This window comes from Nocardioides sp. NPDC127503 (assembly GCF_040302165.1).
Taxonomy (GTDB): domain Bacteria; phylum Actinomycetota; class Actinomycetes; order Propionibacteriales; family Nocardioidaceae; genus Nocardioides.
This window is the reverse complement of record NZ_JBEORH010000001.1, coordinates 258,793-283,860: the sequence shown is the minus strand read 5'-3', so window position 1 is coordinate 283,860 and position 25,068 is coordinate 258,793. Positions and strand designations below refer to the sequence as shown.

Sequence of the window (25,068 nt, the reverse complement as noted above, 5' to 3'; positions counted from 1 at the left end):
GTATCAGACCCTCTGGGGTATCGGGCGAGGCAGCCGGGCGACCCGGGCGGCGGCCGGCACGGTGGCCAGGAGCAGTGCGGCGATGACCGCAAGAGCCAGCCGTACGTCGACCCCGGCCGCGACGCCGAGCAGCGGTGTCGCGAGCAGGACCGGGCCCGTCTGGGCCAGCTGGGTCAGGCTCGAGAACCGGGCGAGCATCTCCGGCGGGGTGCGGGCGACATAGGCCGGGAGGAGGTAGCTGGTCAGCATGGTGGTGCCGACGCCGACGAGGCCGACCGCCAGGATCCCCGCCCAGATCTCCGTACGCACCGCCAGCAGGACCACCCCGCCGGCCGCCAGCACCGGGCCGGCGACCGCGAGGGGCGCGCGCGGGGCGCCCCAGCGGGCGACGGCGAGAGTCATCACCAGTCCCCCGGCCACCCAGGCACCGGAGACGAGCCCCGTCTCGGCCGCGGTCCAGCCCCGTTCGCGGCCGGCGAGGGGCAGCGCGAGCATGACCAGCGGGAGCACCGTCGCGGCGAGGCCGGTGATGGCGACCAGGACCGGAACGACGCCGGGCGTACGCACCGCCGTCCTCGCACCGTCGGCCAGGCTGCGCCAGACCGAGCCCTCGGCAGGCTCGGGAGCCGGCTCGTGCGGCGGACGGACCAGGAGGAGCGCGACAAGCACGATGGCGTACGTGGCCGCGTCCAGGCCGGCGGTCAGCGGCAGGCCGCCGTGGCCCATCAGGAAGCCTCCGGCCGCGGGCCCCGCGGCGCGGGCGATCTGGTGGGCCGAGCCGACCAGGGCCATCCGCCGGTCCAGGTCCTCTGCCCCGAACAGCCGCGGGAAGACACCTTCAGCCGGTCGCCTCAGTGCCTGGACGGTGCCCGAGAGGGCGCCGACCGCGATCAGCATCCACAGTCCCGCGCCACCGATCGCGCCGACCGCGAAGGCGGCCATGACCAGCACCATCGCGGCGTCGCACGCGGCCATCGTCCGCCGGATCCCGATCCGGTCTGCCAGCACTCCCCCGGCAAGCACCAGCACGGCCAGCGGGATGCCCTCGATCGTCAGCACCAGGCTGGCCGCGTCGGCACCGAAGCCCGCCGCCGCCCAGCCGATCGCGAAGAAGGTCACCGAGTCGCCGAAGACCGATGCGGTCGACGCTGCCAGCCAGGGGCGGAACCCCCGGCCCTGGGCCACTCCCACGGACTCAGCCTTCGGAGTCGTGCCGCACGGGCATGACCAGCGCGGTGAACCCGGGCTGGTAGGGCGAGGTCACCACCACCGGCCTGTCCGGCGTGGTCACCGCCAGCTGCACCTCGTCGCCCAGACACGCTGCCAGCGCACGGCCGAACAGGGCCGTGCCGAGCCTGAGCCGGGTCGACGGACCGGTCACCACGCCGCGTACGTCGCTCTGCTCGGCGGTGTGCGGCGAGCGGAGCCGCGTCTGGTCGCCGAGGAAGAGGTCGACCTCGGCGTAGGCGGCCGCGTCGAGACCCGCGAGCAGGTCTGCCTTGCTGAGCACCGCGCGGGTGCTCGGCGGCTCCAGGCCGGCCAGCACGAGCCGATGCGCCGGGTAGGTGGTGTCGCGGCCCAGCTCCTGCCCGGCGAGGGTCAGAGTGCCGTCGGCGATGCGCAGTTCGGCGGTGGTGATGGCGTCCAGCCGGTCGGCCAGCGCGGCCCCATCGGGCAGGGACAGGACCGCCCGGCCGCCGTCCCCCTCGGCGACCGCGGGCAGCTCCCGCACCGCCATCCAGTAGCGGTTGGTCGCCACCACGTCCACGCCAGTGCCCCCGACGTCGATGAGGACAGAGGCGAGCTCGGAGGCCGGATCGGACTCGGCAGCGTGCCGCACCTGCCGGATCGCCGCTGCCAGCACGGGACCGGGCAGCTCGACGAGCGCCGGCCTCGCGGCAGGCCCGGCATCGACGGCGGCCAGCACGCCGCGTACGGCCTCCTCGGCCCTGGCCGTGCGCGCGCTCTGGGCCTCGAGGAACTCCGCCAGCGCGGCCCTCGCCTCACCGGCCGGCGAGTCGAGCACCACTCGCATCGTCACGATCGGCACCCCGGCCTCGCGCATCCCCACGATCAGCCGGGCCCGGTCGGCGAGCTCCGGCGTGTAGTAGCGATAGCCCGTCCCGGAGTCGACCTCCGCCGGCACCAGCAGCCCACACTCGTCGTAGTGCCGCAGCGCGCTCGCGGTCAGCCCCACCGCCCGCGCGAACGCCCCGATGGTCAACAGTGGCTCATCCATCCCGCAACCATCGTCCTTCACGCGAGTTGAAGGTCAAGCCCCCGCCGAGGCGTCACTCGCGTCGGCCGAAGCGTCACGTACGTCGGCCGAGATGTCACCGCGATGCCCACTCGGTCGACGCGAGTGACGCCTCGGCCAGCAACGTCCACCGAGTTACCTCGGTGAGCATTCACCTACGCTGCGCCCGCGCCGAGGCGTAGACGCAGAGGGCGGCGGCGGTGGAGAGGTTGAGGGACTCGGCCTTGCCGAAGATCGGGATGCTCACGATCTCGTCGGCCTTGGCGGCGAGCTCGGGCGGGAGGCCCCAGGCCTCGTTGCCCATCAGCCAGGCGGTGGGCCGGGCAAGGAGCGCGTCGGCGGTGAAGAGGTCGGCGGTTCCGTGCATGTCGGCGGCCAGGACGGTCAGGCCGGCAGCCTTGGCTGCCTCGACCGCGACCAGCGGGTCACGCTCGATCGCGACCGGGAGGTGGAAGGCGGAGCCCACCGAGGCCCGGATGGTCTTGGGGTTGTAGAGGTCGACTGAGTCGCCGGCCAGGATGACCCCGGACGCGCCGGCGGCATCGGCGCAGCGGATGACGGTGCCGGCGTTGCCGGGGTCGCGTACGTCGGCACAGATCACCACGAGCGGCCCGGCGATGTCGGCGAGCGAGACGTCCAGGAACCGGCACAGCGCCACCACCCCGGCCGGGGTGACCGAGTCGGAGAGGCCGGCCATCGCTCGGTCCTCGACCAGGGTGACCGGCTGATCGGCCAGCAGAGAGGCGTACGTCTCGGCTCCGGCTTCCGTCGCGAAGATCTCCTGCACGCAACCAGGGACACCGAGCGCACCTTCGACGGCTTTCGGCCCATCGGCCAGGAAGACTCGCCGCTCCGAGCGGACCGCGCGCCGCGCGAGCTTGCGGATCTCCTTGAGGCGCGAGTTACCCGCGGACAGCTTCACGTTCTCCCCCGACTCATTCACTGACGAAGACTCCCATGTCGCAACAGAGAACGACGCCCCCAGCCCGGCACAGCGGCCGGTGGGGGCGTCGTTTCAAACGCAAACTCAGGCGTTCGCCGGGGCGTTGACGTCCTCCGGCAGCGCAGCCTTGGCCTGGGCGACGATCGCGTTGAACGCGGCCACGTCGTTGACGGCGAGCTCGGCGAGGATCTTGCGGTCGACCTCGATGCCGGCCAGGTTGAGACCCTGGATGAAGCGGTTGTAGGTCATGCCCTCGGCACGCGCCGCGGCGTTGATCCGCTGGATCCACAGCTTGCGGAAGTTGCCCTTGTTCTTGCGGCGGTCGTTGTAGGCGTAGACCAGCGAGTGGGTGACCTGCTCCTTCGCCTTGCGGTAGAGGCGCGAGCGCTGGCCCCGGTAACCGGAAGCCCGCTCGAGGGTGGTGCGACGCTTCTTCGCAGCGTTCACTGCGCGCTTGACGCGTGCCATTTCAATGCTCCTTGAATGCTATGGGAAAGGTTTCGGGTGCTCTGCTGACCGACTGGGCGATCTCAGAGACCGAGCAGCTTCTTCGCGCGCTTCACGTCGGCGGGGGCGAGCTCCACCAGACCGGCGTTGCGACGGTGCTTCTTGCGCGAGCCGGTCGTCGGCGCGGAGGCGAACGCAGCGCCGGACTTGCGGCCGGCCTGCAAGCGCTGGATCTTCCCGGAACCGGTCACCTTGAAGCGCTTCTTGGAACCGGAGTGGGTCTTGTTCTTCGGCATGTTCTTCTCTCTCTCGTCGTCCGGCCGGTCACGGGGCGCCGCGGCGGCGGAAGTCTCTTGCTGGGCCCGGGAGGCTCAGACGTCGATGTCGGGGTCGAGGTTCTCCGAGCGGCGCTTGACCTTCGGAGTGGAGGTGGGACGGGCAGCGTTCGCAGCCGTACGCTCCGCCTTCTCGGCGGCCTCGTCGGCGGCGCGCTCGGCGGCCTTCTCCTCCTTGGCCTCCTTCGCCTCGACCTTGGCGTCGGCCTTCTTCTTGTGGGGGCCGAGCACCATGATCATGTTGCGGCCGTCCTGCTTCGGCGAGGACTCGACGAAGCCCAGCTCCTGGACGTCGTCGGCCAGCTGCTGCAGCAGGCGGAAGCCGAGCTCGGGACGGTGCTGCTCACGACCGCGGAACATGATCGTGATCTTCACCTTGTCCCCAGCGTTGAGGAACCGCACGACGTGACCCTTCTTGGTCTCGTAGTCGTGCTTGTCGATCTTCGGACGAAGCTTCATCTCCTTGATGATCACGTTCGTCTGGTTTCGACGGGCTTCACGGGCCTTCTGGGCGTTCTCGTACTTGAACTTCCCGTAGTCCATGAGCTTGCAGACCGGCGGCTTGCCCTGCGGGGCGATCTCGACCAGGTCGAGGTCGGCCTCCTGGGCCAGGCGCAGCGCGTCAGGGGTCGGCACGATGCCGACCGTCTCTCCGTTGGGACCAACGAGGCGGACCTCGGGAACCCGGATCCGGTCGTTGATACGAAGCTCAGTGCTGATGTGTCCTCCAGTTGTTGTGGCTGCGGAGGCTCTGGATCTCGGCTTCCGGGCCGCGTGCACGAGCGGTCCGGAAATCAAAAAAGGCTTCCGCTGGATTGTCACAAGCGGAAGCCAGTCAAGACGCTCACCCGCGAACGGGCTCGCACCACCGAATCCATCGACCCCTAGAACTTCTGGGGCTTTGTCTTCGGGACCGGACCCGACGACCTCTGTTGCTGGGCGGTCGATGCGGGTGGGAGAACGCTTTCGTGATCTCCGCTTGTTGGACCAAACCGACGGCGTACGTCGGCTGATCGGTCAACACGGAACACTACTGCAACATTCCCTGCCGTACCCAATCCTGGTCGAGCACACGCCTCAGGGCCGCACCCAGGCCGTACGCGGCCCGACGGTCGCCAGCTGCCAACCCTCGGCCACCTTCTGCAGGTCATCGCCCTCGATCGCGAACGGCACCGGGCCGGCGAGATCGAGCACGAGGGCGTCGGCGCCGTCGTGGACGGCTGCCTGGGCGGCGTCGCGCAGAGAGACCGGAACAGGGCGGGCGTCTGCCTGCCACGCCTGGAGCGGCGCGGTGCCGGTGAACCCGAGCAGCGCCTGCCGCCCGTCGGCGCCGGTGAGCAGCACGGTCGCCATGTCGGAGGTCTTGTCGTGGGCCAGACCGGCCTCGTCGACCTCGACCTCCCCGAGGACCGCGACGACAGGGACGAGCACCCGGGCGGCCGCCAGGGTGGTGAGCACGTCGGCGTGCGTGGCCTGGCCCGCGGCGTACGACCTCATCACGGTCGCGACCTCAGGGCTGGTCTCCCCGGTGTCGCCGGGAAACGCCGTGCCGAGGAGTCGTTTGTCGTTCATCGCCTCCCCATTCAACAACAGAGCAAGATCAGGGCCGATATCGGGGACAGTCCGGGTGCCAGACGACCACGACGGTGGAAGACTGCAGGTATGGACCAAGGCGCCTACCTCGCACTAGCCGCAGCGCTCACCGTTCTGGGCGGGATCTGGACCTGGGTCGCGTTCCGACGGCGCGGCCTCGGCGCCGGCGTGAAGGCTGCGGGCTGGACGCTGCTCGCCCCGGCGGCGTACCTGACCGGGCTGCTGCGCGCCGGCGGCAGGATCGTCGACGCGATCGCCGACTGGGCCGCGCGCCTGGTCTTCAGCCCGACCGTCTGGATCGGGTTCGGCATCGCCGCGCTCGCCATCGTGCTGATCTTCGTCGCCCGCCTCCTGCCCACCAAGGAAAAGCCGAGCCGAGCAGCTCGGAAGGAGGCCACAGCCGGTGCCGCCGGCCCGGCTTCGGTCGCGGCTCCGAAGACGGCCAAGGGTCCGGTGGTCGACGACGATGACGAGGACATGGCCGACGTCAACGACATCTTGAAGAAGTACGGCATCTCCTGACGTGGCCTCGGCAGCAGAAGACCTTCTCTTCATCGCGATGAGCCGGCCGGCGACCCTCGGTCCCGGGCGGCTCGTCTGCATCGACGGCCCGGCCGGGTCGGGGAAGACCACGCTGGCCACCGCTGTCGCCGATCTCACCGGCGCCCCCGTCATCCACATGGACGACCTCTTCGAGGGCTGGGACGGCCTCCCGGGGATCACCGACCAGCTCGACTCGATCCTGCTGCCCCTCGTCGAGGGCGCGACCGGCTCCTACCGGCGCTACGACTGGCACCGAGGCGAGTTCGCCGAGACGGTGACCGTGCCTCCCGCCCCGCTGCTGGTGATCGAAGGCGTGGGCAGCGGAGCCGCCGCATACGACGACCTCCGGACCGCCCTCGCCTGGGTCGACGCGCCCTACGAGAGCAGGATGCGGCGCGGGATCGAGCGCGACGGCGACGCGTTCGCGCCGCACTGGGAGGCGTGGGCCGAGGCCGAGGCTGAGCTGTTCGCCCGTGAGCAGACCGCCGCCCGCGCCGACATCATCGTCGCGACCTAGCCCGTCAGGAGATCAGCTCGTCCAGGCGGCTGTAGGCGCGCGCGTCGCCCTGGAGGACCTCCGAGCGCCTCCCGTCGACCGAGACCGGTACGTCACCCGCGACCGTGACTCGGCGCATCTCGCGGGGGTGGTGGTCGAAGTCGGCGACCGCGTAGTGCTGGGTGGCGCGGTTGTCCCACATCGCCACGTCGCCGGGCTGCCAGGCCCAGCGGATGGTGTTCTCGAGCTTGGTGACCCGGTCCTGCAGCAGGTTGAACAGGTGGATCGACTCGGTGGAGGTGAGCCCGTCGAACTCCTTGACGAAGCTGCCCAGGATCAGGGTCCGCTCCCCCGTCTCGGGGTGGACGCGGACGACCGGGTGCCGGGTCTCGAAGTGGACCGAGGCGAAGTCGTCGCGGGAGTAGTTGGCGTCGGGCTGCTCGTGCTCCTCGTCGCGCTGGGCATAGTCGTAGGAGTTGGTGTGCACCGCCCACAGCGCATCGGCCAGCGCCTTCAGCGGAGCCGGGAGCCGGTCATAGGCGGCCGCGGTGTTGGCCCAGATCGTGGTGCCGCCGTAGGGCGGCAGGGTGACCGCGCGGAGCACCGAGATCGCCGGGACGCGGTCCACGAAGGTCACGTCGGTGTGCCATGCGTTGGCCGCCATCCCGGCGTTCGCGGTGACCCGCAGCACCCGCCCGGAGCCGGTGTTGACCGTCGGGTGGGCGGTCGTCAGCTCACCGAACCGGGCCGCGAAGGCGCTCTGCGCCTCGTCGGTGAGCCCGTCCTGGCCCCGGAAGAAGAGCACCTTGTGGCGCAGCAGGGCGTTGCGTACGTCCTGGATCTGGGTGTCGTCGGCCTCGGCCAGGCTCAGACCCTCGATGACGGCGCCGATCCGGGCGCCGGCGCGGCGGATCCGCACGCCCGAGGGCGTCTCGATGACGTCCGCGGGGCGATGCAGCTCGGTGATGGTCACAGTCGTTCTCCTCCGATCAGGGACTTCAGGTCAGGCAGGGGTGAGCTCAGGCTCGGGAGTCTTGGCATGAGCACCGCGGCCGAGCTTCGGCCACCACGACGGCACCAGGCCCCGCTGGCCGCCGAGCGCGGCCGAGACCCGGTCGAGGTAGATCGCGATCACTACGACGGCCAGACCGCCTTCGATCGAGGCACCGATCTGCAGGCCCTGGACCGCGTTGACCACGACGCCACCGAGGCCGGAGCCACCGACCAGGCCGGCCACGACGACCATCGAGAGGGCCAGCATGATGACCTGGTTGACGCCGGTCATGATCGAGTCCTTGGCCAGCGGGAGCTGGACCTCGCGCAGGATCTCCCAGCGGCCCGCACCGAAGGCGGCAGCCGCCTCGACGGTCTCGGCGTCGACCTGGTTGATCCCGAGCTGGGTGAGCCGGACCGCGGGCGGCAGCGCGAAGACGATGGTGGCGACCAGGCCGGGCGCGTCGCCGACTCCGAAGAAGAGGATCGTCGGCAGCAGGTAGACGAAGACCGGCAGCGTCTGCATCAGGTCGAGGACCGGCCGCAGCGCCGCCCGCAGCGGTGGCGAGAAGGCCGACCAGATGCCCAGCGGGATGCCGATCACCAGCGCGACGAGCGTCGCCACGAGCACCGAGGTGGTGGTCTGCATGGTCTCGTACCACAGGTCCATCGACTCGATCAGGAGCAGCCCGACGGTCAGCACCAGGGTCAGCACGACCTGGCGGGTGACGAGCAGCGCGATCACGGCGAGCACGATGATCATCGCGACCGGCGGCAGCCCGCCGAGCACGTTGTAGACCATCCGGAGCAGGAAGTTGAGCGCCTCCTTGATGCCGTCGAAGAACGGCCCGAGGTTGTCGGTGAGGAAGTTGATCACGTCCTCGCCGATGTCGCCGATGTGAAGGTCAGGCATGGGCCACCTCCGCGGCCTCGTCGTCGACAGTGTCGTTGACGGTGTCGTTCACCGTGGAGAGCGCCGAGAGGATCGCGCCCCGCGGCACCACGCCGCGCAGCCTGCCGTCATCGTCGAGGACGGTGACGGGTACGACCTGGCGGCCCGCCAGATGCATGAAGTCGCCGATCACGTCGCCCTCCTTGACCTGGTGGTAGTCCTCCCCCAGCGCGCCATGGACGCTCTTGGCACCACGCCGGGTCAGGCTCACCAGCCGGTCGTCGGTCACGACGCCCAGCAGCCTGTCGTCCGCGCCGGTGACGAACGCGCCGGTGACCTCGTTCTCCCCCAGCCTGCGCAGCGCGTCGTGGGGCGTGATGTCCTCCGGGAGGACGAGGCGGGCCGGCCGGATCAGGTCGGCGGCGCTGAGCACCCGGGCCCGGTCGACGTCGGAGACGAACTCGCTGACGTAGTCGTCGGCAGGGTGGGCGACGATCTCGGGTCCGGGAGCGAGCTGGATGACCCGGCCCTCGCGCATCACCATCACCCGGTCACCGATCCGCATCGCCTCATTGAGGTCGTGGGTGACGAAGACCGTGGTGCGCTGGTCCTGGGCCTGCAGCTCGACCAGCAGATCCTGCATGTCGCGCCGGATCAGTGGGTCCAGCGCCGAGAACGGCTCGTCCATCAGCAGGATCGGCGGGTCCACGGCCAGCGCGCGGGCCAGACCGACGCGCTGCCGCATGCCGCCGGAGAGCTCGTGCGGGAGCTTGTCGCCGCGCCCGCCCAGGCCGACCCGGTCGAGAGCCGCGTCGGCCTTCTCCAGCCGCTCGGGCTTCGCGATGCCGCGTACCTTCAGGCCGTACGCCGCGTTCTCCCGCACCGTCCGGTGCGGAAAGAGCGAGAAGTGCTGGAAGACCATCCCGATGCCGTTGTTGCGGAGCTCGCGCAGCCGCTGGTCGGAGACCTTGGTGATGTCCTCGCCGTCGATCAGGAGCTCACCGGCGCTGGGCTCGTTGAGCCGGTTGATCATCCGCAGCACGGTCGACTTGCCCGAGCCGGACAGGCCCATGACGACGAACATCTCGCCCTTGGCGATCTCGAAGTCGATCTCGTGGGCGCCGAGGTAGCCGCCCGCTGCTGCGGCCGCCGCACGTGGGTCCTGGGCGGCCAGCGCCTTCTCGGCCTGTCTCCTGCCGAGGCCGTAGACCTTGCTCAGGCCACGCCCGACGATCGCCGGCTTTTGTGTCGTCTCGCTCATCAGATCTCCGCCTTCTCTCCGTCGGCGTCCTCGACCCCGTCGAGGAACTCCGCGACCTTGTCGGGGTTGTCGTCGATCCACGCCTCGGCGATGTCGGCGAGCTCCTTCCCGGACTTGTCGTGGTCGTAGTAGAACTGCCCGGCCTCGTCGGTGGTGAAGGTCAGGTTCGAGAGGAACTCGGCGATCTCCGGGTTGTCGTCCTCGAACCCCTTGCGGGTGACCGTGCGGATCTCACCGGCGCCGCCCCAGACCTTGTCCGGGTCCTCGAGGAAGGCGGCGTCGAACTCCACGGTCATCCAGTGCGGGCTCCAGCCGAGAAACACGATCGGCTGACCGGCCTTCTGCGACTTCTCGACCTGGGCGAGCATCGCCGGGGTGCCGCTGGCGACGAGCTGCCAGTCCCCCAGGCCGTACGCGTCCTCGTCGATCGCCTTCTGGATCGTCTCGTTGCCCGGGGAGCCCGCCTCGATGCCGTAGATCTTCTTGCCGAACGTCGAGGCGTTGGCGTCGAGGTCGGCCAGCGACGCGATCCCGAGCTTGTCGGCGACGTCGCCGGGGATAGCCGGGGCGTACTCGGTGCCCTTCACGATCGTGGAGAGCACCTCCACGTCGCCCTCGTCGATGGGGTCGCCGAAGCTGGGCTCCTGCGAGGGCCACCAGTTGCCGAGGTAGGCGTCGATCTGGCCCGAGGAGACCGCGGTCGCCGCGTTCTCGACGGACAGGTTCTTCTTGATGCTCGCGTCGTAGCCGAGCTCCTGGAGGATCTGGACCGCGATCTCGTTCTCGACCTGGAGGTCGACCCAGGGCTGCTCGGCGAGGACCACGGAGTTCTCGGCTCCTCCGGAGTCGCTCTGGGCGAAGCCGTCACGCTCGCTCGCGGTCGTGCAGGCGGTCAGGGTGCCGGCTGTCGCCGCGATGGCGAGGGCGGCCACAGCAAGGCGTTGGGGGCGGCGCATGCATGCTCCATCCAATCGGTTCATATATGTCTAACACACTAGACATTGCCTTCTGGGTGTTCCAGCACGTCCGCGCAGTGAGCAAGACCAGGATCGAGATGCTGCGATAGAGAGTCTCTATAGATGAGTCATTGGTCGGTGAGATCCTGCGCCAGCGCGACGAACTGCTCGACCAGCGCGTCGCCGCGCTCCTCCAGCCACACCAGCGACACGCTCACCCGCGCCACCGGGGTCAGCGGCACGACCTGCGCGCCGGCCCGTGACGCCGCACCGGCCATACCCTCGGTCAGCACCGCCACCCCGGCGCGAGCCAGCACCAACGGGATGATGGAGGCGACATGGGCGGTCTCGATGGCCACCTCCGTGGGCAGGCCGGCGGCCTCGAGGCGGGCATCCAGGAACGTACGCAGCGCCGTGCCCGCCGGCGTCGCGATCAGGCCGGTCTCGGCGAGCTCCTCGATCCGGACCTCCTCCGGCGCCTCGCGCGAAGGCGGCAGGACCGCCACCAGCTCGTGCTCGGCGAGCCGGTGCGAACCGAACGGGCCGTGCGGCGTCGCTCCGTCGATCAGCCCCACGTCCGCCTCGCCCTTGCGCACCTGGTCGAGGACGTCGGAGCGGTGCTGTGGGTCGGTGACGACCACCTGCGCGGCCGGCTGGATCCGCCGGAACTCGGCCAGCACCGGCACCAGCGGCTCGATCGCCCACACCGTGCTGGAGGTGATCCGCAGCCGGCCGAAACCCTTGTCGGAGACCGACCGGACCGCTCCAGCGGCGAGCTCGAAGCCACGTACGACCCGGCGGGCCGGCCCGAGCAGTGCCAAGCCCGCCGGCGTGAGCCGCACTCCCCTGCCGTGGCGCTCGAAGAGCGGGCCGCCGAGCTCCCGTTCGAGCCCGCGCACGGCGTACGACAACGACGGCTGGGCGACGTGGAGCCGCGCGGCGGCGCTGGTGAAGCTGCCGGCCTCGGCGATCGCGAGGAAGAACTCCAGCTGTCGTCGCTCCATGGCCCGAGGCTAACCCGACCGGCCACCGGAGTGGACCGGCCACTCGATAGCCTGTGACCGTGCTGAGACCGAGTGGAGAGCAGTTCACGATCGACGGCGGCGGCTACACCGCGACGGTGACGGAGAGTGGTGGCGCGCTGCGGCTGCTGTCCTACGAGGAGCGGGAGCTGATCGCCGGGTTCGGCGACGACGAGCAGTCCAGCGGCGGCAAGGGTCAGCTGCTGGCGCCGTGGCCCAACCGGATCCGCGACGGCCGCTACGAGTTCGGCGGCAAGACCTACCAGCTCGGGGTCAGCGAGGTCGCGCGCAACAACGCCTCCCACGGGCTGGTCCGGTGGTCGCAGTGGCTCCCCATCGACGAGGCCAAGGACTCGATCACGCTGGCCACCCGGTTGATGGCGCAGAGCGGCTATCCGTGGACGCTCGACCTCGAGGTGACGTACGCCGTCGGCCCCGACGGTCTCACCGTTACCCAGTCGGCGACCAACCACGCCGGCTCCCCCGCGCCCTACGCCGCCGGCGCCCACCCCTATCTCACCGCCGGGGCCGGCCCGGTCGACGAGTGGACGCTCACCCTCCCGGCGCGGACGCGGCTGCTCTCCGACCCCGAGCGCAAGCTGCCCACCGGGAGCGAGGCGACGGCGGGGACGGCCTACGACTTCACCTCCGCCAAGCCCATCGGCGACGTCGTCCTCGACCACGCCTTCACCGATCTCGACCGTGGCGAGGACGGGCGGGCGACGGTGACGATCCAGGGCCCCGACGGTGGCGTCGCGCTCTGGGTCGACGAGCACCACCCGTGGCTGATGGTCTACAGCGCCGACGACCAGTCGCCGGCCCGCGGCGGTCTCGCCGTCGAGCCGATGACCGCTCCCCCGGACGCCTTCAACACCGGCACCGACCTGATCGCGCTCGCCCCCGACGAGCGCTACGAGGTCACCTGGGGCATCACCGCGATCTGATCGTCACGGTCTAGCGGTCGCACTCCAGCAGCGACAGATCGAACGCCTCGGCCATCGCCGCATAGCCTGCGTCGCCGGGGTGCAGGTGGTCCCCGGAGTCGTACGCCGGCAGGAACCGCGCCGGTCGCTCGGGGTCACGCGTGGCCGCGTCGAAGTCGACGACGCCGTCGAACTCGCCGGAGGTCCGGATCCACTCGTTGACCGCGACGCGCACCCGGTCGCGCGCGGGGGTGTAGCGGCTGCCGCCCTCGTACGGGGTCAGGGTGGCGCCGACGACGCACACGTCCTCGGTGTGCGCCTGCGCGATCAGCTCGCGGTAGGCCACGATCAGGTCGGAGGCCTCGTCGGCGTCGTCCCACCGGATGTCGTTGATCCCCTCCAGCAGCACGACCGTGGAGACGCCGGGCTGGTCCAGGACGTCGCGCCGGAAGCGGTCCAGACCGCGCTGGCCACCGGTGCTGTCTGTGAGGACGCGGTTGGCGGAGATGCCCTCGTTCATCACGCCGAACCGGCCGGCGTACGAGCTCGCCGCCACCCGGTCGGCCAGCACGTCGGGGTAGCGCCGGTTCGCGCCGACCGTGGAGCCGTTGCCGTCGGTGATCGAGTCACCGAAGAGCACCGCGGTCTTGACCCGGCGCGGCTTCTCGACGACGACGCTCTCGACCCAGTACCAGCTGGAGATCTGCGTCGTGAACGCCTCCCCCGACGCCTGGCCGGCGACGTCCGCGCCGGGCGTCCCGGAGACGTAGGAGGTCTGCGTGGCCACGTCGTGCCCGGTGATCGGACCGCTCTCGCCGACGACGTGGAAGCTCACCGCGAGGGTCGTGTCGGCGGGCACCGTCGCGTCGACCGGGTCGCTGAGCACCTCGGTGCCGGGGGCGACTGTGACCTCGTCGGCGCCGTCGAAGGTCAGCGGACGGTTCGTACCGCGCACCACCGCGGCTCCGTCCCCGGCCAGGCCGAGGTGTGCCGAGGTGAAGGTCACCGGGCGGTCACCGAACACGTTGGAGAGGGTGATGCGTACGCCGGAGCCACCCAGCGAGGTGTGCACCAGGTTGCGCACCGACCGGTCCGCCAGGCCGGCGGCGCCGGTCGCACCGCCCACCTCGTCGGCCGAGGCGCCCCAGGTGCCGACCGGGTGCACCGGCGCGGCCTGGGCCGGCACGGTCGAGACCAGAGTGAGGACAGCCGCCAGCGCCGCGAGAGCACGAGTCCATGAGATCACGCAGACACGTTAAGTCGCCGCGGGCGCCGCCATCAGAGGTTCGGGCGAGTCTTCCCCGAAGCGTAGTAAGTGGTTCGCCGCAGGGTCGCTGCTAGGACAGCTGTTCGGCCAGCGTGCGCAGCGTGCGTACGGCCTTCTTCGAAGAGCCCCCGTCGGAGGCCTGGATGCCCAGGACGGAGATGTTGTGGCCCGAGGCCAGGTCGATGTTGGGCCAGGGAGCGCCGCGGGGGAAGTTGATCGCGAGGACCTCGGCCCACTCCAGGTCGCGGCGCTTGTAGCCGTTGACCACGATCAGGCCGTCCTCACGGGCGACGACCCGTGACCGGGTCACCGCGTGCACGCAGGTCAGGATCAGCAGACCGACGAAGCCGAAGGTGAGCCGTTCGAACATGGTCACCTGAGCCTTGATCTCGGGCGTGAAGCCGACCCAGACCATCGTGCACATGATCGCCAGTGCGGCCACGAGGAACCAGCCCATCACGCGCGCCCCGAGCGGCCGCCAGGTGTGCGGCAGCTTCACCGGCAGGTCAGATCCGGCAGGCATTGATCTCCGTCAGCAGGATCGCGCGGGCACCCACGGCGTACAGGTCGTCCATCAGCTTCTGCGAACCGGCGCGCGGCACCATCGCGCGGACGGCGACCCAGCCCTCGCGGTGCAGCGGGCTGACTGTCGGCCCTTCGAGGCCGGGCGTCATCGCGGAGGCCTCGGAGAGGTCCTCGGCGCGGATGTCGTAGTCCATCATCACGTAGCTGCGCGCGATGAGGACGCCGTCGAGGCGGCGCTTGAAGGTCTCGTACGCCTCCGGCAGCTGCTCCCCTGAACGGGTGATCACCACGGCCTCGGAGCGCATGATCGGCTCGCCGAAGATCTCCAGGCCGGCCTGCCGCATCGTGGAGCCGGTCTCGACCACGTCGGCGATCGCGTCGGCGACACCGAGCTGGATCGAGGTCTCGACGGCGCCGTCGAGCCGGGTGACGCTCGCGTCGATCCCCTCGCGCTCCAGGAAGGCCGAGACGACCCCGACGTAGGAGGTCGCGATCCGCTTGCCGCGCAGCTCCTCGATCGAGGTGAAGGCGCCGACGCGGCTGGCGAAGTGGAACCGGGAACGGCCGAAGCCGAGCCCGATGACCTCGTCGGCCTTGGCGCCGGAGTCGAGAAGCAGGTCGCGGCCGGTGATGCCGATGTCGAGGGTGCCTTCGCCGACGTAGAGCGCGATGTCGCGCGGGCGCAGGTAGAAGAACTCGACGCCGTTCTCCTCGTCGATGAGGGTCAGGCGCTTGGAGTCGTCGCGCTGGCGGTAGCCGGCCTCGCGCAGCAGCTCGGAGGCGGAGCTGGACAGCGAGCCCTTGTTGGGCACGGCGATCCGGAGAAGCTTGTCATCGGTTGTCATCAGGGTTCCCTACAGGTGTGAGTAGACGTCGTCGATCGAGATTCCGCTGGCGAGCATGAGCACCTGGGCGTGGTAGAGCAGCTGGGAGATCTCCTCCGCGGTCGCTTCCTTGCCCTCGTACTCGGCCGCCATCCAGGACTCGGCGGCCTCCTCGACCAGCTTCTTCCCGATCGCATGGACCCCGGCGTCGAGCTGTGCCACGGTGCCGGATCCTTCAGGTCGGGTCCGGGCCTTCTCACTCAGCTCGGCCCAGAGCTCGTCGAACGTCTTCACGAGCGTCAAGCCTAGGCCGTACGCGACCCCGCCCCCGAATCGTCTCACCGCATCGATAGCAGTCTTGCTATGGACAGTCATAGCAGAACTGCGATACCTTCGATTTCATGAGCACCGACGACGAGGACACCGCGTTCTACGTCGGGATCGCCGCGCAGGTCACCGAGCACCGGGTCGCGCGAGGCCTGTCCCAGCGCGAGCTCGCCGAGCTCTGCGGCACGACGCAGTCGGCGATCGCACGGTTGGAGTCCGGGTCCCGCCCACCAAAGATCGACACGCTCCTCCGGGTGGCCGCCGCTCTCGACTGCCGCCTCGAGGTCGGCTTCCACCCCCGCACCCGAGCCCACAGGAGTACGCCATGAAGACCCCTATTTCCGCCGACGAGGTCGAGTCGACCCGCAGCGAGCGGTTCTTGGCGCTCGCGCTGACCGCCTTCCTGCTCGTCGGCACCGTGTGGTTCTACGTCAAGGTCGCCGGCTGGTGGCCGCTCTACATGGACTGGGACCAGTGCAACAACGGCCAGACGGCGTGCGAGATCCCCGGCCATGAAGCCATCCAGATCGGCATCCGCCTCGGCTTCATCATCCTGCTCTGCCTGATCGGGTTCTGGGTCCTCTACCGGCTGCGCCGCAGCGGCTCTCGCTTCCTCCCGCTCGGCTTCGCGCTCGCCGCGACCGGGGTGATCATGGCCCTGGTCTTCGCCTTCCACTACACCTTCGAGTACGCCGACTTCGGCCCGCTCATCCTGTCGCTGTTCGGCGCCGCGGCCACCGTCGGCGTGTTCGTCGCCGTCCAGCGGCTCCTGGCCAAGCGGATCCCGGCCATGCGCGTTCGCAAGGGCGACTGCCCCTACTGCGGCTACCCAGTCCGCGGCAAGCACTGCGAGGGTTGCGGCCGCGAGACCATCGCCCCGTGCGCGACCTGCGACGCCGACCGCAGGGTCGGCTCGCTGCACTGCGTGGCCTGCGGCGCCGACTGAGCCTCAACCTCAGGTTGAGGGTTATACGGGACGTACGGTCGCGCGGTGCAGCTTCATGAACTCGACGTAGCCGGGCGCGTTGAGCTCGAGGATCGCCGCGGGGTTGGTGCCGGGCTCGATCGTGCCGCGGATCTTCGCCGGCACGCCCATCACCAGGCTGTGGTCGGGCACCTCGGTCCCCTCGACCACCATCGCGCCGGCGGCGATCAGGCAGCCGTCGCCGATGACCACGGCGTCGGAGACCACTGCCCCGTTGCCGATCAGCGACCCGGTCCCGATCCGGTCACCATGCACCACGCAGCCGTGCGCGACCGTGCTGTGGGCCCCCATCTCCAGCGAGGAACCGGGGCGTACGTGCAGCACCGAGTTGTCCTGCACGTTGGAGCCCTCGCCGATGATGATCGGCCCGACGTCGGCACGCAGCACGGCGCCGTACCAAACACTGGCGTTGGCCCCGAGGCGTACGTCACCGATCAGCGTCGCTGTCGGCGCCACCCAGGCGTCGGGATGGATCTGCGGACTCTTGCCGTCGAATTCGAAGATGTTCATCGACGCAGATCCTAGGCGTGCGCGCCGTCGGGGCTGACGTGGAGGACCACACTGGTCAGCCGCGGCAGCGCCTCCAGGAGGTGCTCCTCGGCATGGTGGGCGATGTCGTGGCCAGCGGAGACGGGGAGGTCGGCGAGCACGGTGATGTCGCCGTCGGCGTGGAGGGCGTGCCCGATCCACCGTAGCCTCAGGCTGCGGACCTCGAGCACGCCGTCCACCGTGCCGACCGCCTCCCTCGCCCTGCGTACGTCATCCGGGGTGACCGCGTCCATCAGCCGAGCGCCGACCTGCTTGAGCGCCGAGCGCAGTACGCCGAGGATCGCGACAGCGATCAGCAGCCCGATCACCGGGTCGGCCCACGGCATCCCGACCGCGACCCCGGCAGCACCGAGGACCACGGCCAGCGAGGTGAACCCGTCCGTACGCGCGTGGAGCCCGTCGGCGACCAAGGCGGCCGACCCGATCTGGCGGCCCACCCGGATCCGGTAGCGCGCGACGATCTCGTTGCCCAGGAACCCGACCACCCCGGCCGCCGCAACCGCCCAGACATGCTCGACCTCGCGTGGATGGAAGAGCCGGTCGATGGCCTCCCAACCCGCCAGGATGCTGGACAGCGCGATCATGGCGACCACGAAGAGCCCGGCGAGATCCTCGGCCCGGCCGTACCCATAGGTGAACCGGTCGTTGGCCGGACGCCGAGCGAGCCAGAACGCGACGAGCAACGGCACCGCCGTCAGCGCGTCGGCGACATTGTGGAGCGTGTCCCCCAGCAGCGCCACCGACCCGGTCAGGGCCACCACCACGGCCTGCAGCCCCGCGGTCAGTGCCAGCACACCGAGACTGATCCACAGCGCCCGCCGGCCACGTACGTCAGCCTCCAGCGCCTCGTCGATCTGGTCCGCGGCATCGTGGGAGTGAGCCCCGAAGACGTCCGAGACCGCATGCCGGAATCGAGCCCACCGCCCATCGTGCGCGTGGCTGTGATCGTGGCCGTGTCCGTGGCTGTCGTGGGCATGGTCGCGTGGGTGATCGTGCAACGTATGGGTCATACCGACTCCTCCCCGGACCGGTGGTGCGCCGGGACCTGGTCCAGGAGATGCTCCACGTGCCCGATCGTGTCGAGGACCAGCTGGCGCACATGCCCGTTCTCGACGCGGTAGAGCACCGAGGTCCCCTCCTTCCGCGTCGTCACCAGCCGAGCCATCCGCATCTTCGCCAGATGCTGCGACACCCCCGGCACCGGCTTGTCCAACATCGAGGCAAGCTCAGAGACCGACCGCTCCTCATCCAGCAACAGCCCAGCCATCTGCAGACGCGTCGGATCCGCCAACATCCGGAGCACCTCGACGGCAAGAGTGACGACGTCGTCCCCCCACACCGGAGGTTGCGTATTTGCATGCATGCGCAAATTGTAGCAATAAGACCGGACCACACCGCCGAGTCGGCGCATCTGTCCCGGACCACACCGCCCAGTCGGCGCGTCTGCCTCACGCAATGTGGAGCGGACGCGAGGACTCGCAGCAGCCGAGCAGGAGCGATTCACGCCCTGGAGGTGTGAAGCCGCGAAGTGTGCGGCGGCGCCCCGTGGCAGAGGCGGTGACCGAGGCTGGGTTCGAGCTGGTGATCTGGCCGGCGTCTGGGGCGCGGCGCTCCAGTTGGCCACCGCCACCCAGGCGAGCAGGGCGCCGATGGCAGCGTCGCCCGGACCAGATACGGCGCCGGTGCGGACCGGGAGGATGCTGTTGGAGCCGAGCGGGGTCGGCCGAGACACCGAACGTCACGGTGGTATCGCCGTGGGCACAGACCGGCGGGCCGTCGGTACGCCACGTACGCAGGGGCAGTTGGATGCCGGCGCCGGCCGCGTGGGTGGCACGGTTTCGACGACCTCGCCCACACACCTGCGATCACCCAGGCAGGGGGCATGGCCCGCGCCCCGCATGGCACGATCGATCCCGGCTCCGTGGGTAGTTCGGCGCCTTGGAAGTGAGGCAGACGCGCCGACTCAGCATCACAGGCCGAGACAGACGCGCCGACTCAGCGCCACAGGCCGAGACAGACGCGCCGACTCAGCGCCGCGGCGCGGGGCAGACGCGCCGACTCGGCATGGCCAAGCGGGGGTCGTCCGCTCGGCGGGTGGGGTGAATTGCTGTGATCGGTCGGTCTATGTGCGTCTGGTGAAGCGGATGTCGCCGTTGGGGAGGCGTTCGTGGAGGTAGGCGGCGTCGTGGGCGCGGTGGTGGTGATGACTGCAGAGCAGGGCGGCGTTGTCGAGATCAGTCGCCCCGCCTTGGGCCCAGGCGAGCCAGTGGTGGGCTTCGGCCCAGGTGCCGGGGATGTCACAGCCTTCGGCCTCGCAGGTCGCCGACCTGAGCAGGAGGGCTCGGCGTTGGGCGGCGGTGAAGAAGCGTTCCTTGCGGCCCAGGTCGAGGACCTCAGAGTCGCCCCCGAGGACCGCGGGAATGATGTTGGCGGTGCAGGCCAGCCGCCGGGCCTCGGCCGCAGTGATCGGGGTACCGCCGAGGATCTGGGCGATGCCGGCTTCCTTGCGGAGCTGGTCGATGTCGATGGTCACGATCACGGTGGTCGCGTCGCCGCCGTGGATGGGGAGCCGGGTCGGGTCGAGGGTCTCGAGGAGCTGGCAGAACGCCCCGCCCAGGCGCCGGTCATAGGGCAGGTAGTCCCCGGTGTCGGTGCGGGTTCCGTCGTCGCGGCGGGGTGAGGCGAAGGCTTCCAGGTTGGTGGCCAGCCGGTCCGCGGCAGCATCCGGGACGACCGCGGAGATGCGGGTGGTGCCGTCCCCGAGCCGCCGCATCGCCAGGCGGGTCTTCTTGCGGGCGTGGGCTTCCTCGGCAGCGAGGCGTTTGGCTTCCTCGGCCTCGGCGATCTCGGGGGCGATCAGATCCAAGATCCGGCACCCGAGACGGCGGAGCTGGGTGGGATCGAACTCGCGCGCGTAGACGACCAACGCATCTTCGGCCTTGGTCTTGATCTCGGGATCGAGGTCAGCGGGGAGGTCGTCGAGGGCGTCGACGATGACGTGGGCCTGGGCCGGGTTGCAGGCGCCGGCGCGCATCGCGGCCGCGACCAGCGTGTAAGTCCGGTCCAGTGCCTGGGCGAGACGGAGGTCGGCGCGCAGGGCCTCGGGCCGCTGGTGGGTGTGGTGATGGAGCCACGCCGCGACATCCCGGGCCGCGCTCTCGGCCGCGACGTCGTCTGCGGCGGCGAACACACGCAGTTCGAGTTCCGCCAGCTGGGCCTTGGCCCGGGCGATCTCGACCAAGGTGGCGGCCTTCTGGTCGGTGGCCATGAACGCCGGGTTCGCCTCAGAGACCTGGCCGAGGGAGGCGGTGATCGCGACCACTGCCTCCAGCACAGGGTGTTGTGGCTGTTGCAGCGTGGTCATCACGGTCACCTCCCGACGTACGAACTCTCCACACCCGCGCACGCGGATATGTTCTGGTTCGCTGGTCTCGGAGGCCCGGAGTACGGGCTATTACTTACCCTCGCAGCTCAGCGTTCACGCCCCTGGTTCCCCTGGATTACCCCACACCCGTTGTGTCTCGGATGGATAGGGCACGCCTCTTTCGAGGTGGTCGGCCTTCACGTTTACGCTTGTGCCGAGCCTATCACACAACGCAAAACCAATGAACCCAAACCCAGTCAGGGACAGATATCCCCAACAAAACCCAGACCGCTGCTGGTAGTCAGCAAGACAGGTAAATGGCACCCAACCCAGGCACCCTGCTTCTAAATCTCCCAACCCAATCCCGGTATTGGCCCCACCCACGCTGGAAGTCCTCACAGACCACAAGGGCCCGCAGTCAAACCCCGCTACCCTCTGTCACCGATGACCATGACAGAGATCGGCGCAGCCTACGACGGCCGCGCAGCTGAGTACATCGACCTGTTCGGAACGATCGACAAGCTCGCCGAGCGCGACCACAAAACGATCACCACCTGGCGAGACACCACGACAGGTCGCCTCCTAGACGCCGGCTGCGGCCCCGGACTCTGGAGCCAGGAGCTCACCACGCGCGGCGTACGCGAGGTGGTCGGCGTTGATGCCTCAGCCGAGTTCGTCAGCGCCGCACGAGCGCGGTATCCAGAGGTCAGCTTCGAGCGAGCGGACCTGGCCGCGCTCCCGCTGGAGGACAGGTCGGTCGGCGGCATCCTGGCGTGGTACTCGATCATCCACACCCCACCCGCCGATCTTCCCGCGATCCTCGACGAGTTCGCCCGCGTGCTCACGCCCGACGGATCAATCCTGATCGGCTTCTTCGACGGCGAACCCGGCGAGGCGTTCGACCACGCGGTGCACACGGCGTATTACTGGTCCGCCGAGGCACTCGGGGACCTGCTGGCGCCGTACGGGTTCGTCGTCGAGCAGGCGTCAGTCCGGCAGGACCCGGGTGCGCGCCGCCGCCATGGCGACCTGGTCGCGACGCGCACCGAGTGACGAGCCCGTGATCGTCAGTAGTGGCGTACGCAGTCGCGCAGGGCGAGCGCGGTCTCCATGGCCGCCGCGGCGGCCTCGTAGCCCTTGTCCTCGCTGGACCCCTCGAGCCCGGCCCGGTCGAGCGCCTGCTCCTCGTTGTCGCAGGTCAGCAGGCCGAAACCCACGGGGATGAGGTGGTCGATCGCGATCCGGTTCAGCCCGTCGGTCGCGGCCGAGCAGACGTAGTCGAAGTGCGGGGTGCCGCCACGGATGACGACCCCGAGCGCGACGATGGCGTCGTAGCCCGACTTGGCGAGCGCGGCCGCGGCGACGGGGAGTTCGAAGGCGCCCGGCACTCGGACGACGGTCAGGCCGCCGACGGCGGCGTCCTTCAGCGCTCGTTCGGCGCCGTTCAGCAGGCCGGCCATCACCTCGTCGTGCCAGCGTGCGGCCACGACGGCGACTCGCAGATCGCTCGCGTCGACGACCTCGGGGGTCGGGGCTCCCTTGCCACTCATCGGTTCTCCTCAGACAGATCGGGAAGCGCGTGACCCATCCGGTCACGCTTGGTCAGCAGGTAGGCGAGGTTGTGCTCGTTGGGTCGCGGGGTGAGCGGGACCCGCTCGGCGACCTCGACACCGTACGCCTCGAGGTGACTCACCTTCTCGGGGTTGTTGGTCATCAGGCGTACGGAGTCGACCTTGAGGTCGCGCAGGATCTGGGAGGCGGCGCCGTAGTGTCGCGCGTCGGCCGGCAGACCGAGATCGAGGTTGGCGTCGACGGTGTCGCGACCGCCGTCCTGGAGCTGGTAGGCCTGCAGCTTGGCGAGCAGCCCGATCCCGCGGCCCTCGTGTCCGCGCAGGTAGACGACCACACCGCAGCCCTCCGCCGCGATCCGCGAGAGAGCCTCCCGCAGCTGCGGGCCGCAGTCGCAGCGCCTCGAGCCGAACACATCCCCGGTCAGACACTCCGAGTGCACTCGCGCGAGCACCGGATCGCATCCGGCGATGTCCCCGTAGACCAGCGCGACGTGCTCGACGTCGTCGTCGATGGTGCGATAGCCGTACGCGGTGAAGTCACCGAACTCGGTAGGCAGCCGCGTCACCGCGCTCCGCTCGACCAGCACCTCGGTACGCCGCCGGTAGGTGACCAGGTCGGCGATCGAGATCATCGCGAGACCGTGCTCGTCGGCGAACTCCCGCAGCTGCGGGGCGCGCTGCATGGTGCCGTCATCGTTGACCAGCTCGACCAGCGCACCGGCTGGCTCCAGACCGGCCAGCCGGGTCAGGTCGACAGCGGCCTCGGTGTGACCGACGCGCACCAGCACTCCCCCGTCGCGTGCCCGCAACGGGAAGACGTGGCCGGGCCGGGTCAGGTCCCCGGCCACCGACGACGGACCGGCGAGCAGCCGGGTCGTGAGCGCCCGGTCGGCCGCCGAGATGCCGGTCGAGACTCCCTCGCGGGCGTCGACCGAGACTGCGTACGCCGTTTGCTTGCGGTCCTCGTTGACACGGGTCATCGGCGGCAGGTCGAGGGCGTCGAGCCGCTCCCCCGGCAGCGCCACGCAGATCACGCCGGAGGACCAGCGGATCGCGAACGCCATCACCTCCGGCGTCGCCAGCTCGGCGGAGAAGATCAGGTCGCCCTCGTTCTCCCGGTCCTCGTCGTCGACGACCACGACCGGCTTGCCGGCCGCCAGGTCGGCGATCGCGTTCTCGACCGGATCCAGGCGGACCCCCACGTACTGCTCGCTGCCGTTCTCGATGCTGCTGTGCTCGATACTCACGGCCGAACCCCTCCCAGAAGCTTTTCGACGTGCTTGGCGATGATGTCGGTCTCGAGGTTGACCTCGTCGCCGACGGCCCGGAACCCCAGCGACGTACGCGCCAGGGTCTCGGGGATGAGGCTGACCGTGAAGGCGTCGTCGGTCACGGAGACGACGGTGAGGCTGATCCCGTCGACCGCGATCGAGCCCTTCTCGACGACATAGCGAGCCAACTCAGGATCGAGCGAGATCGTGACGACCTCCCAGTGCTCGCTGGGCTCACGCGAGACGACGCGCCCGACACCGTCGACATGGCCCTGAACGATGTGGCCCCCGAGCCGGGTGCTTGGGGTGACCGCGCGCTCCAGGTTGACCTGGTCGCCGACGGAGAGCGCGTGCAGGCTGGTGCGCTTGAGCGTCTCCAGCATCACATCGGCAGTCCACTGCGACTCCCCCAAGGTGGCGACGGTCAGGCAGCAGCCGTTGACCGCGATGGAGGCGCCCAGCTCTGCGTCCGACAGCACGGTGGCGGCGGAGATGGTCAGGCGTACGGCGTCGCCCTGGTCCTCGATCCCGGCGACGGTGCCGAGCTCCTCAACAATCCCGGTGAACATCACTGCTCCCCTTTCTGCGGTTCCAGAATGCTGTGTGGTTCTAAAATCAGGCGAACGTTCGGCTCCTCGCCCGGTGCGGCTGGGGCGAGCACGTCGACAGAGCGCACCCGCGGCCGGAAGGCGTCGGAGATGGTGGTGATCCCGAGGTCGGCGACGGCCGGGCGGCCTGCGCCGAGCAGGAACGGGGCGACATAGACGACGATCTCGTCCACGAGGTCCGCCTCCAGGAAGGCCGCGGCCAGCGTCGGCCCACCCTCGAGAAAGACATGGCGGCGCTCGCGCTCCCACAGGGCGGCCAGGGCCTCGTGCGGGTCGCGCGTGCGGAGGTGGAGGGACGGCGCCTGCGCGTCGAAGATCCGGCGGTCCTCGGGGAGGTCGCGCTTCCCCATGACGACCCGGAGAGGCTGTACGCCGACCGGCCGGTCCTCCAGGTCTCGGACCGTCAGCGCGGGGTCGTCGACCGCGACCGTGTTGGTCCCGACCAGCATCGTGTCGCTCAGCGCCCGCAGCTTGTGGGTGTCCAGCCGCGCGGCGCGCGAGGAGACCCAGCGACTCGTGCCGTCGGCGGCGGCGCTGCGCCCGTCGAGCGTGGTGGCGAACTTCCAGGTGACGTAGGGGCGCTGCAGCTCGGCCGCCCGGGTCCAGACCCGGTTGAGCTCACGGGACTCCGCTGCGTACAGGCCCTGCTCGACCTCGATGCCCGCCTGCTTCAGCGTGGCGGCGCCACCGGCGGCGACCGGGTTGGGGTCGGACTGCGCGAAGACGACGCGGGCGACACCGGCCTCGATCAGCGCCTGCGAGCAGGGGCCGGTGCGGCCGGTGTGGTTGCACGGCTCGAGCGTCACGACTGCGGTCGCTCCCCGAGCGGCCTCCCCCGCGCCGGCCAGCGCATCGACCTCGGCGTGAGGCGTGCCGGGCCCGCGGTGATAGCCCTCGGCGATCATCGATCCGTCAGGCGCCAGGAGTACGCAGCCCACCCGCGGGTTCGGGTAGATGGCAGGTCCCGGGGCGCCGATCGCAGCGGCCAGGTCCAGGGCGCGACGCATCGCTCCCGGCTCCGGGTCACGCTGGTCCAAGCACTTCATCTGATCCCCTCTGGTCCGTCTCACGGACTCCGGGGTCAGGCCGAAACATCGCGCCGCGCCCTGGTCTCAG

General features: G+C 70.0%; 30 protein-coding genes. 6 read left to right on the top strand and 24 right to left on the bottom strand.

Features of this window, described 5'->3' with window-relative positions; translation table 11 throughout:
* Positions 1 to 3: 3 nt before the first annotated feature.
* From ABTW65_RS01405 to ABTW65_RS01375, 7 genes are all read right to left on the bottom strand, one after another.
* Positions 4 to 1,191, bottom strand: coding sequence for an MFS transporter (locus tag ABTW65_RS01405; RefSeq protein WP_350657990.1), 1,188 nt, complete (start codon positions 1,189 to 1,191; stop codon positions 4 to 6).
* A gap of 4 nt (positions 1,192 to 1,195) precedes the next feature.
* The gene (locus ABTW65_RS01400; protein ID WP_350657989.1) at positions 1,196 to 2,239 is read right to left on the bottom strand and encodes a MerR family transcriptional regulator; all 1,044 of its coding nucleotides are present in this window, start codon (positions 2,237 to 2,239) and stop codon (positions 1,196 to 1,198) included.
* A gap of 169 nt (positions 2,240 to 2,408) precedes the next feature.
* Positions 2,409 to 3,200 carry a TrmH family RNA methyltransferase gene (locus tag ABTW65_RS01395; RefSeq protein WP_350657988.1) on the bottom strand — a complete coding sequence of 264 codons (792 nt, stop codon included), beginning with the start codon at positions 3,198 to 3,200 and terminating at the stop codon, positions 2,409 to 2,411.
* 84 nt (positions 3,201 to 3,284) lie between these two features.
* Positions 3,285 to 3,668: a 50S ribosomal protein L20 gene (rplT, locus tag ABTW65_RS01390; protein WP_141804418.1), complete on the bottom strand. Its 384-nt coding sequence runs from the start codon at positions 3,666 to 3,668 to the stop codon at positions 3,285 to 3,287.
* Between the two features lie 62 nt (positions 3,669 to 3,730).
* Entirely contained in the window at positions 3,731 to 3,943 is a 213-nt protein-coding gene (locus ABTW65_RS01385) for a large ribosomal subunit protein bL35 (protein ID WP_141804417.1), read from the bottom strand.
* Positions 3,944 to 4,018: 75 nt separating this feature from the next.
* Positions 4,019 to 4,762 carry a translation initiation factor IF-3 gene (infC, locus tag ABTW65_RS01380; RefSeq protein ID WP_350657987.1) on the bottom strand — a complete coding sequence of 248 codons (744 nt, stop codon included), beginning with the start codon at positions 4,760 to 4,762 and terminating at the stop codon, positions 4,019 to 4,021.
* Between the two features lie 297 nt (positions 4,763 to 5,059).
* The gene (locus ABTW65_RS01375; RefSeq protein ID WP_160023843.1) at positions 5,060 to 5,554 is read right to left on the bottom strand and encodes an SseB family protein; all 495 of its coding nucleotides are present in this window, start codon (positions 5,552 to 5,554) and stop codon (positions 5,060 to 5,062) included.
* Positions 5,555 to 5,644: 90 nt separating this feature from the next.
* Between ABTW65_RS01375 and ABTW65_RS01370 the strand changes: the two genes are divergently transcribed.
* Both ABTW65_RS01370 and ABTW65_RS01365 read left to right on the top strand, forming a co-directional pair.
* Positions 5,645 to 6,097, top strand: a complete 453-nt coding sequence (locus ABTW65_RS01370; RefSeq protein WP_350657986.1) for a hypothetical protein — start codon at positions 5,645 to 5,647, stop codon at positions 6,095 to 6,097.
* 37 nt (positions 6,098 to 6,134) lie between these two features.
* Positions 6,135 to 6,635 carry a uridine kinase family protein gene (locus ABTW65_RS01365; RefSeq protein ID WP_350657985.1) on the top strand — a complete coding sequence of 167 codons (501 nt, stop codon included), beginning with the start codon at positions 6,135 to 6,137 and terminating at the stop codon, positions 6,633 to 6,635.
* Between the two features lie 4 nt (positions 6,636 to 6,639).
* Here ABTW65_RS01365 and ABTW65_RS01360 read toward each other — a convergent pair whose 3' ends face one another.
* The 5 genes from ABTW65_RS01360 to ABTW65_RS01340 form a co-directional block, all read right to left on the bottom strand.
* A complete protein-coding gene (locus ABTW65_RS01360; protein WP_350657984.1) occupies positions 6,640 to 7,587 on the bottom strand; it encodes a TauD/TfdA dioxygenase family protein in 948 nt (315 codons plus the stop codon).
* Between the two features lie 30 nt (positions 7,588 to 7,617).
* Positions 7,618 to 8,520 carry an ABC transporter permease gene (locus ABTW65_RS01355; protein WP_350657983.1) on the bottom strand — a complete coding sequence of 301 codons (903 nt, stop codon included), beginning with the start codon at positions 8,518 to 8,520 and terminating at the stop codon, positions 7,618 to 7,620.
* Positions 8,513 to 9,760 (bottom strand): quaternary amine ABC transporter ATP-binding protein, encoded by a 1,248-nt coding sequence (locus ABTW65_RS01350; protein ID WP_350657982.1) that lies wholly within the window; start codon positions 9,758 to 9,760, stop codon positions 8,513 to 8,515. The genes ABTW65_RS01355 and ABTW65_RS01350 overlap by 8 nt, the downstream gene beginning before the upstream one ends.
* The gene (locus ABTW65_RS01345; RefSeq protein ID WP_350657981.1) at positions 9,760 to 10,716 is read right to left on the bottom strand and encodes an ABC transporter substrate-binding protein; all 957 of its coding nucleotides are present in this window, start codon (positions 10,714 to 10,716) and stop codon (positions 9,760 to 9,762) included. Before ABTW65_RS01345 ends, ABTW65_RS01350 begins: the two co-directional genes overlap by 1 nt.
* 128 nt (positions 10,717 to 10,844) lie before the next feature.
* Complete coding sequence (locus ABTW65_RS01340; RefSeq protein ID WP_350657979.1) at positions 10,845 to 11,720, bottom strand: LysR family transcriptional regulator; 876 nt, start codon at positions 11,718 to 11,720, stop codon at positions 10,845 to 10,847.
* A gap of 59 nt (positions 11,721 to 11,779) precedes the next feature.
* Here ABTW65_RS01340 and ABTW65_RS01335 point away from each other — a divergent pair, with 59 nt between their 5' ends.
* Positions 11,780 to 12,682 carry an aldose 1-epimerase family protein gene (locus tag ABTW65_RS01335; protein ID WP_350657978.1) on the top strand — a complete coding sequence of 301 codons (903 nt, stop codon included), beginning with the start codon at positions 11,780 to 11,782 and terminating at the stop codon, positions 12,680 to 12,682.
* 10 nt (positions 12,683 to 12,692) lie between these two features.
* Here ABTW65_RS01335 and ABTW65_RS01330 read toward each other — a convergent pair whose 3' ends face one another.
* The 4 genes from ABTW65_RS01330 to ABTW65_RS01315 form a co-directional block, all read right to left on the bottom strand.
* The gene (locus ABTW65_RS01330) at positions 12,693 to 13,907 is read right to left on the bottom strand and encodes an SGNH/GDSL hydrolase family protein (protein ID WP_350657977.1); all 1,215 of its coding nucleotides are present in this window, start codon (positions 13,905 to 13,907) and stop codon (positions 12,693 to 12,695) included.
* A 91-nt stretch (positions 13,908 to 13,998) separates the two neighbouring features.
* Positions 13,999 to 14,451 (bottom strand): PH domain-containing protein, encoded by a 453-nt coding sequence (locus tag ABTW65_RS01325; protein ID WP_350657976.1) that lies wholly within the window; start codon positions 14,449 to 14,451, stop codon positions 13,999 to 14,001.
* On the bottom strand, positions 14,435 to 15,298 hold the full coding sequence (gene hisG / locus ABTW65_RS01320; protein ID WP_350657975.1) for an ATP phosphoribosyltransferase: 864 nt from the start codon (positions 15,296 to 15,298) through the stop codon (positions 14,435 to 14,437). The genes ABTW65_RS01325 and hisG overlap by 17 nt, the downstream gene beginning before the upstream one ends.
* 9 nt (positions 15,299 to 15,307) lie before the next feature.
* Positions 15,308 to 15,571 carry a phosphoribosyl-ATP diphosphatase gene (locus tag ABTW65_RS01315; RefSeq protein WP_008359350.1) on the bottom strand — a complete coding sequence of 88 codons (264 nt, stop codon included), beginning with the start codon at positions 15,569 to 15,571 and terminating at the stop codon, positions 15,308 to 15,310.
* 107 nt (positions 15,572 to 15,678) lie between these two features.
* On the opposite strand from ABTW65_RS01315, the gene ABTW65_RS01310 reads away from it, so the two are divergent.
* Together ABTW65_RS01310 and ABTW65_RS01305 are read left to right on the top strand one after the other, a co-directional pair.
* The gene (locus ABTW65_RS01310) at positions 15,679 to 15,933 is read left to right on the top strand and encodes a helix-turn-helix domain-containing protein (protein ID WP_160023855.1); all 255 of its coding nucleotides are present in this window, start codon (positions 15,679 to 15,681) and stop codon (positions 15,931 to 15,933) included.
* Positions 15,930 to 16,550, top strand: a complete 621-nt coding sequence (locus ABTW65_RS01305; protein WP_350657974.1) for a hypothetical protein — start codon at positions 15,930 to 15,932, stop codon at positions 16,548 to 16,550. Before ABTW65_RS01310 ends, ABTW65_RS01305 begins: the two co-directional genes overlap by 4 nt.
* 21 nt (positions 16,551 to 16,571) lie before the next feature.
* Here the strand turns inward: ABTW65_RS01305 and ABTW65_RS01300 are convergent, their stop codons facing one another.
* From ABTW65_RS01300 to ABTW65_RS01285, 4 genes are all read right to left on the bottom strand, one after another.
* Positions 16,572 to 17,099, bottom strand: coding sequence for a gamma carbonic anhydrase family protein (locus ABTW65_RS01300; protein WP_350657973.1), 528 nt, complete (start codon positions 17,097 to 17,099; stop codon positions 16,572 to 16,574).
* A gap of 11 nt (positions 17,100 to 17,110) precedes the next feature.
* Positions 17,111 to 18,148 (bottom strand): cation diffusion facilitator family transporter, encoded by a 1,038-nt coding sequence (locus tag ABTW65_RS01295; protein WP_350657972.1) that lies wholly within the window; start codon positions 18,146 to 18,148, stop codon positions 17,111 to 17,113.
* On the bottom strand, positions 18,145 to 18,501 hold the full coding sequence (locus ABTW65_RS01290) for an ArsR/SmtB family transcription factor (RefSeq protein ID WP_350657971.1): 357 nt from the start codon (positions 18,499 to 18,501) through the stop codon (positions 18,145 to 18,147). The genes ABTW65_RS01295 and ABTW65_RS01290 overlap by 4 nt, the downstream gene beginning before the upstream one ends.
* Before the next feature lie 759 nt (positions 18,502 to 19,260).
* Positions 19,261 to 20,502 carry an HNH endonuclease signature motif containing protein gene (locus ABTW65_RS01285; RefSeq protein WP_350657970.1) on the bottom strand — a complete coding sequence of 414 codons (1,242 nt, stop codon included), beginning with the start codon at positions 20,500 to 20,502 and terminating at the stop codon, positions 19,261 to 19,263.
* Between the two features lie 444 nt (positions 20,503 to 20,946).
* Here ABTW65_RS01285 and ABTW65_RS01280 point away from each other — a divergent pair, with 444 nt between their 5' ends.
* A complete protein-coding gene (locus ABTW65_RS01280; protein ID WP_350657969.1) occupies positions 20,947 to 21,555 on the top strand; it encodes a class I SAM-dependent methyltransferase in 609 nt (202 codons plus the stop codon).
* Positions 21,556 to 21,569: 14 nt separating this feature from the next.
* On the opposite strand, the gene ribH is transcribed toward ABTW65_RS01280, so the two are convergent.
* From ribH to ribD, 4 genes are read right to left on the bottom strand one after another with little or no spacing between them, the layout of a single operon-like run.
* Positions 21,570 to 22,052 (bottom strand): 6,7-dimethyl-8-ribityllumazine synthase, encoded by a 483-nt coding sequence (ribH, locus tag ABTW65_RS01275; protein WP_350657968.1) that lies wholly within the window; start codon positions 22,050 to 22,052, stop codon positions 21,570 to 21,572.
* Positions 22,049 to 23,314 (bottom strand): bifunctional 3,4-dihydroxy-2-butanone-4-phosphate synthase/GTP cyclohydrolase II, encoded by a 1,266-nt coding sequence (locus ABTW65_RS01270; RefSeq protein WP_502890541.1) that lies wholly within the window; start codon positions 23,312 to 23,314, stop codon positions 22,049 to 22,051. The genes ribH and ABTW65_RS01270 overlap by 4 nt, the downstream gene beginning before the upstream one ends.
* Positions 23,315 to 23,316: 2 nt before the next feature.
* On the bottom strand, positions 23,317 to 23,913 hold the full coding sequence (locus ABTW65_RS01265; RefSeq protein ID WP_350657965.1) for a riboflavin synthase: 597 nt from the start codon (positions 23,911 to 23,913) through the stop codon (positions 23,317 to 23,319).
* A complete protein-coding gene (ribD, locus tag ABTW65_RS01260) occupies positions 23,913 to 24,998 on the bottom strand; it encodes a bifunctional diaminohydroxyphosphoribosylaminopyrimidine deaminase/5-amino-6-(5-phosphoribosylamino)uracil reductase RibD (protein ID WP_350657964.1) in 1,086 nt (361 codons plus the stop codon). Before ribD ends, ABTW65_RS01265 begins: the two co-directional genes overlap by 1 nt.
* Between the last annotated feature and the right edge of the window lie 70 nt (positions 24,999 to 25,068).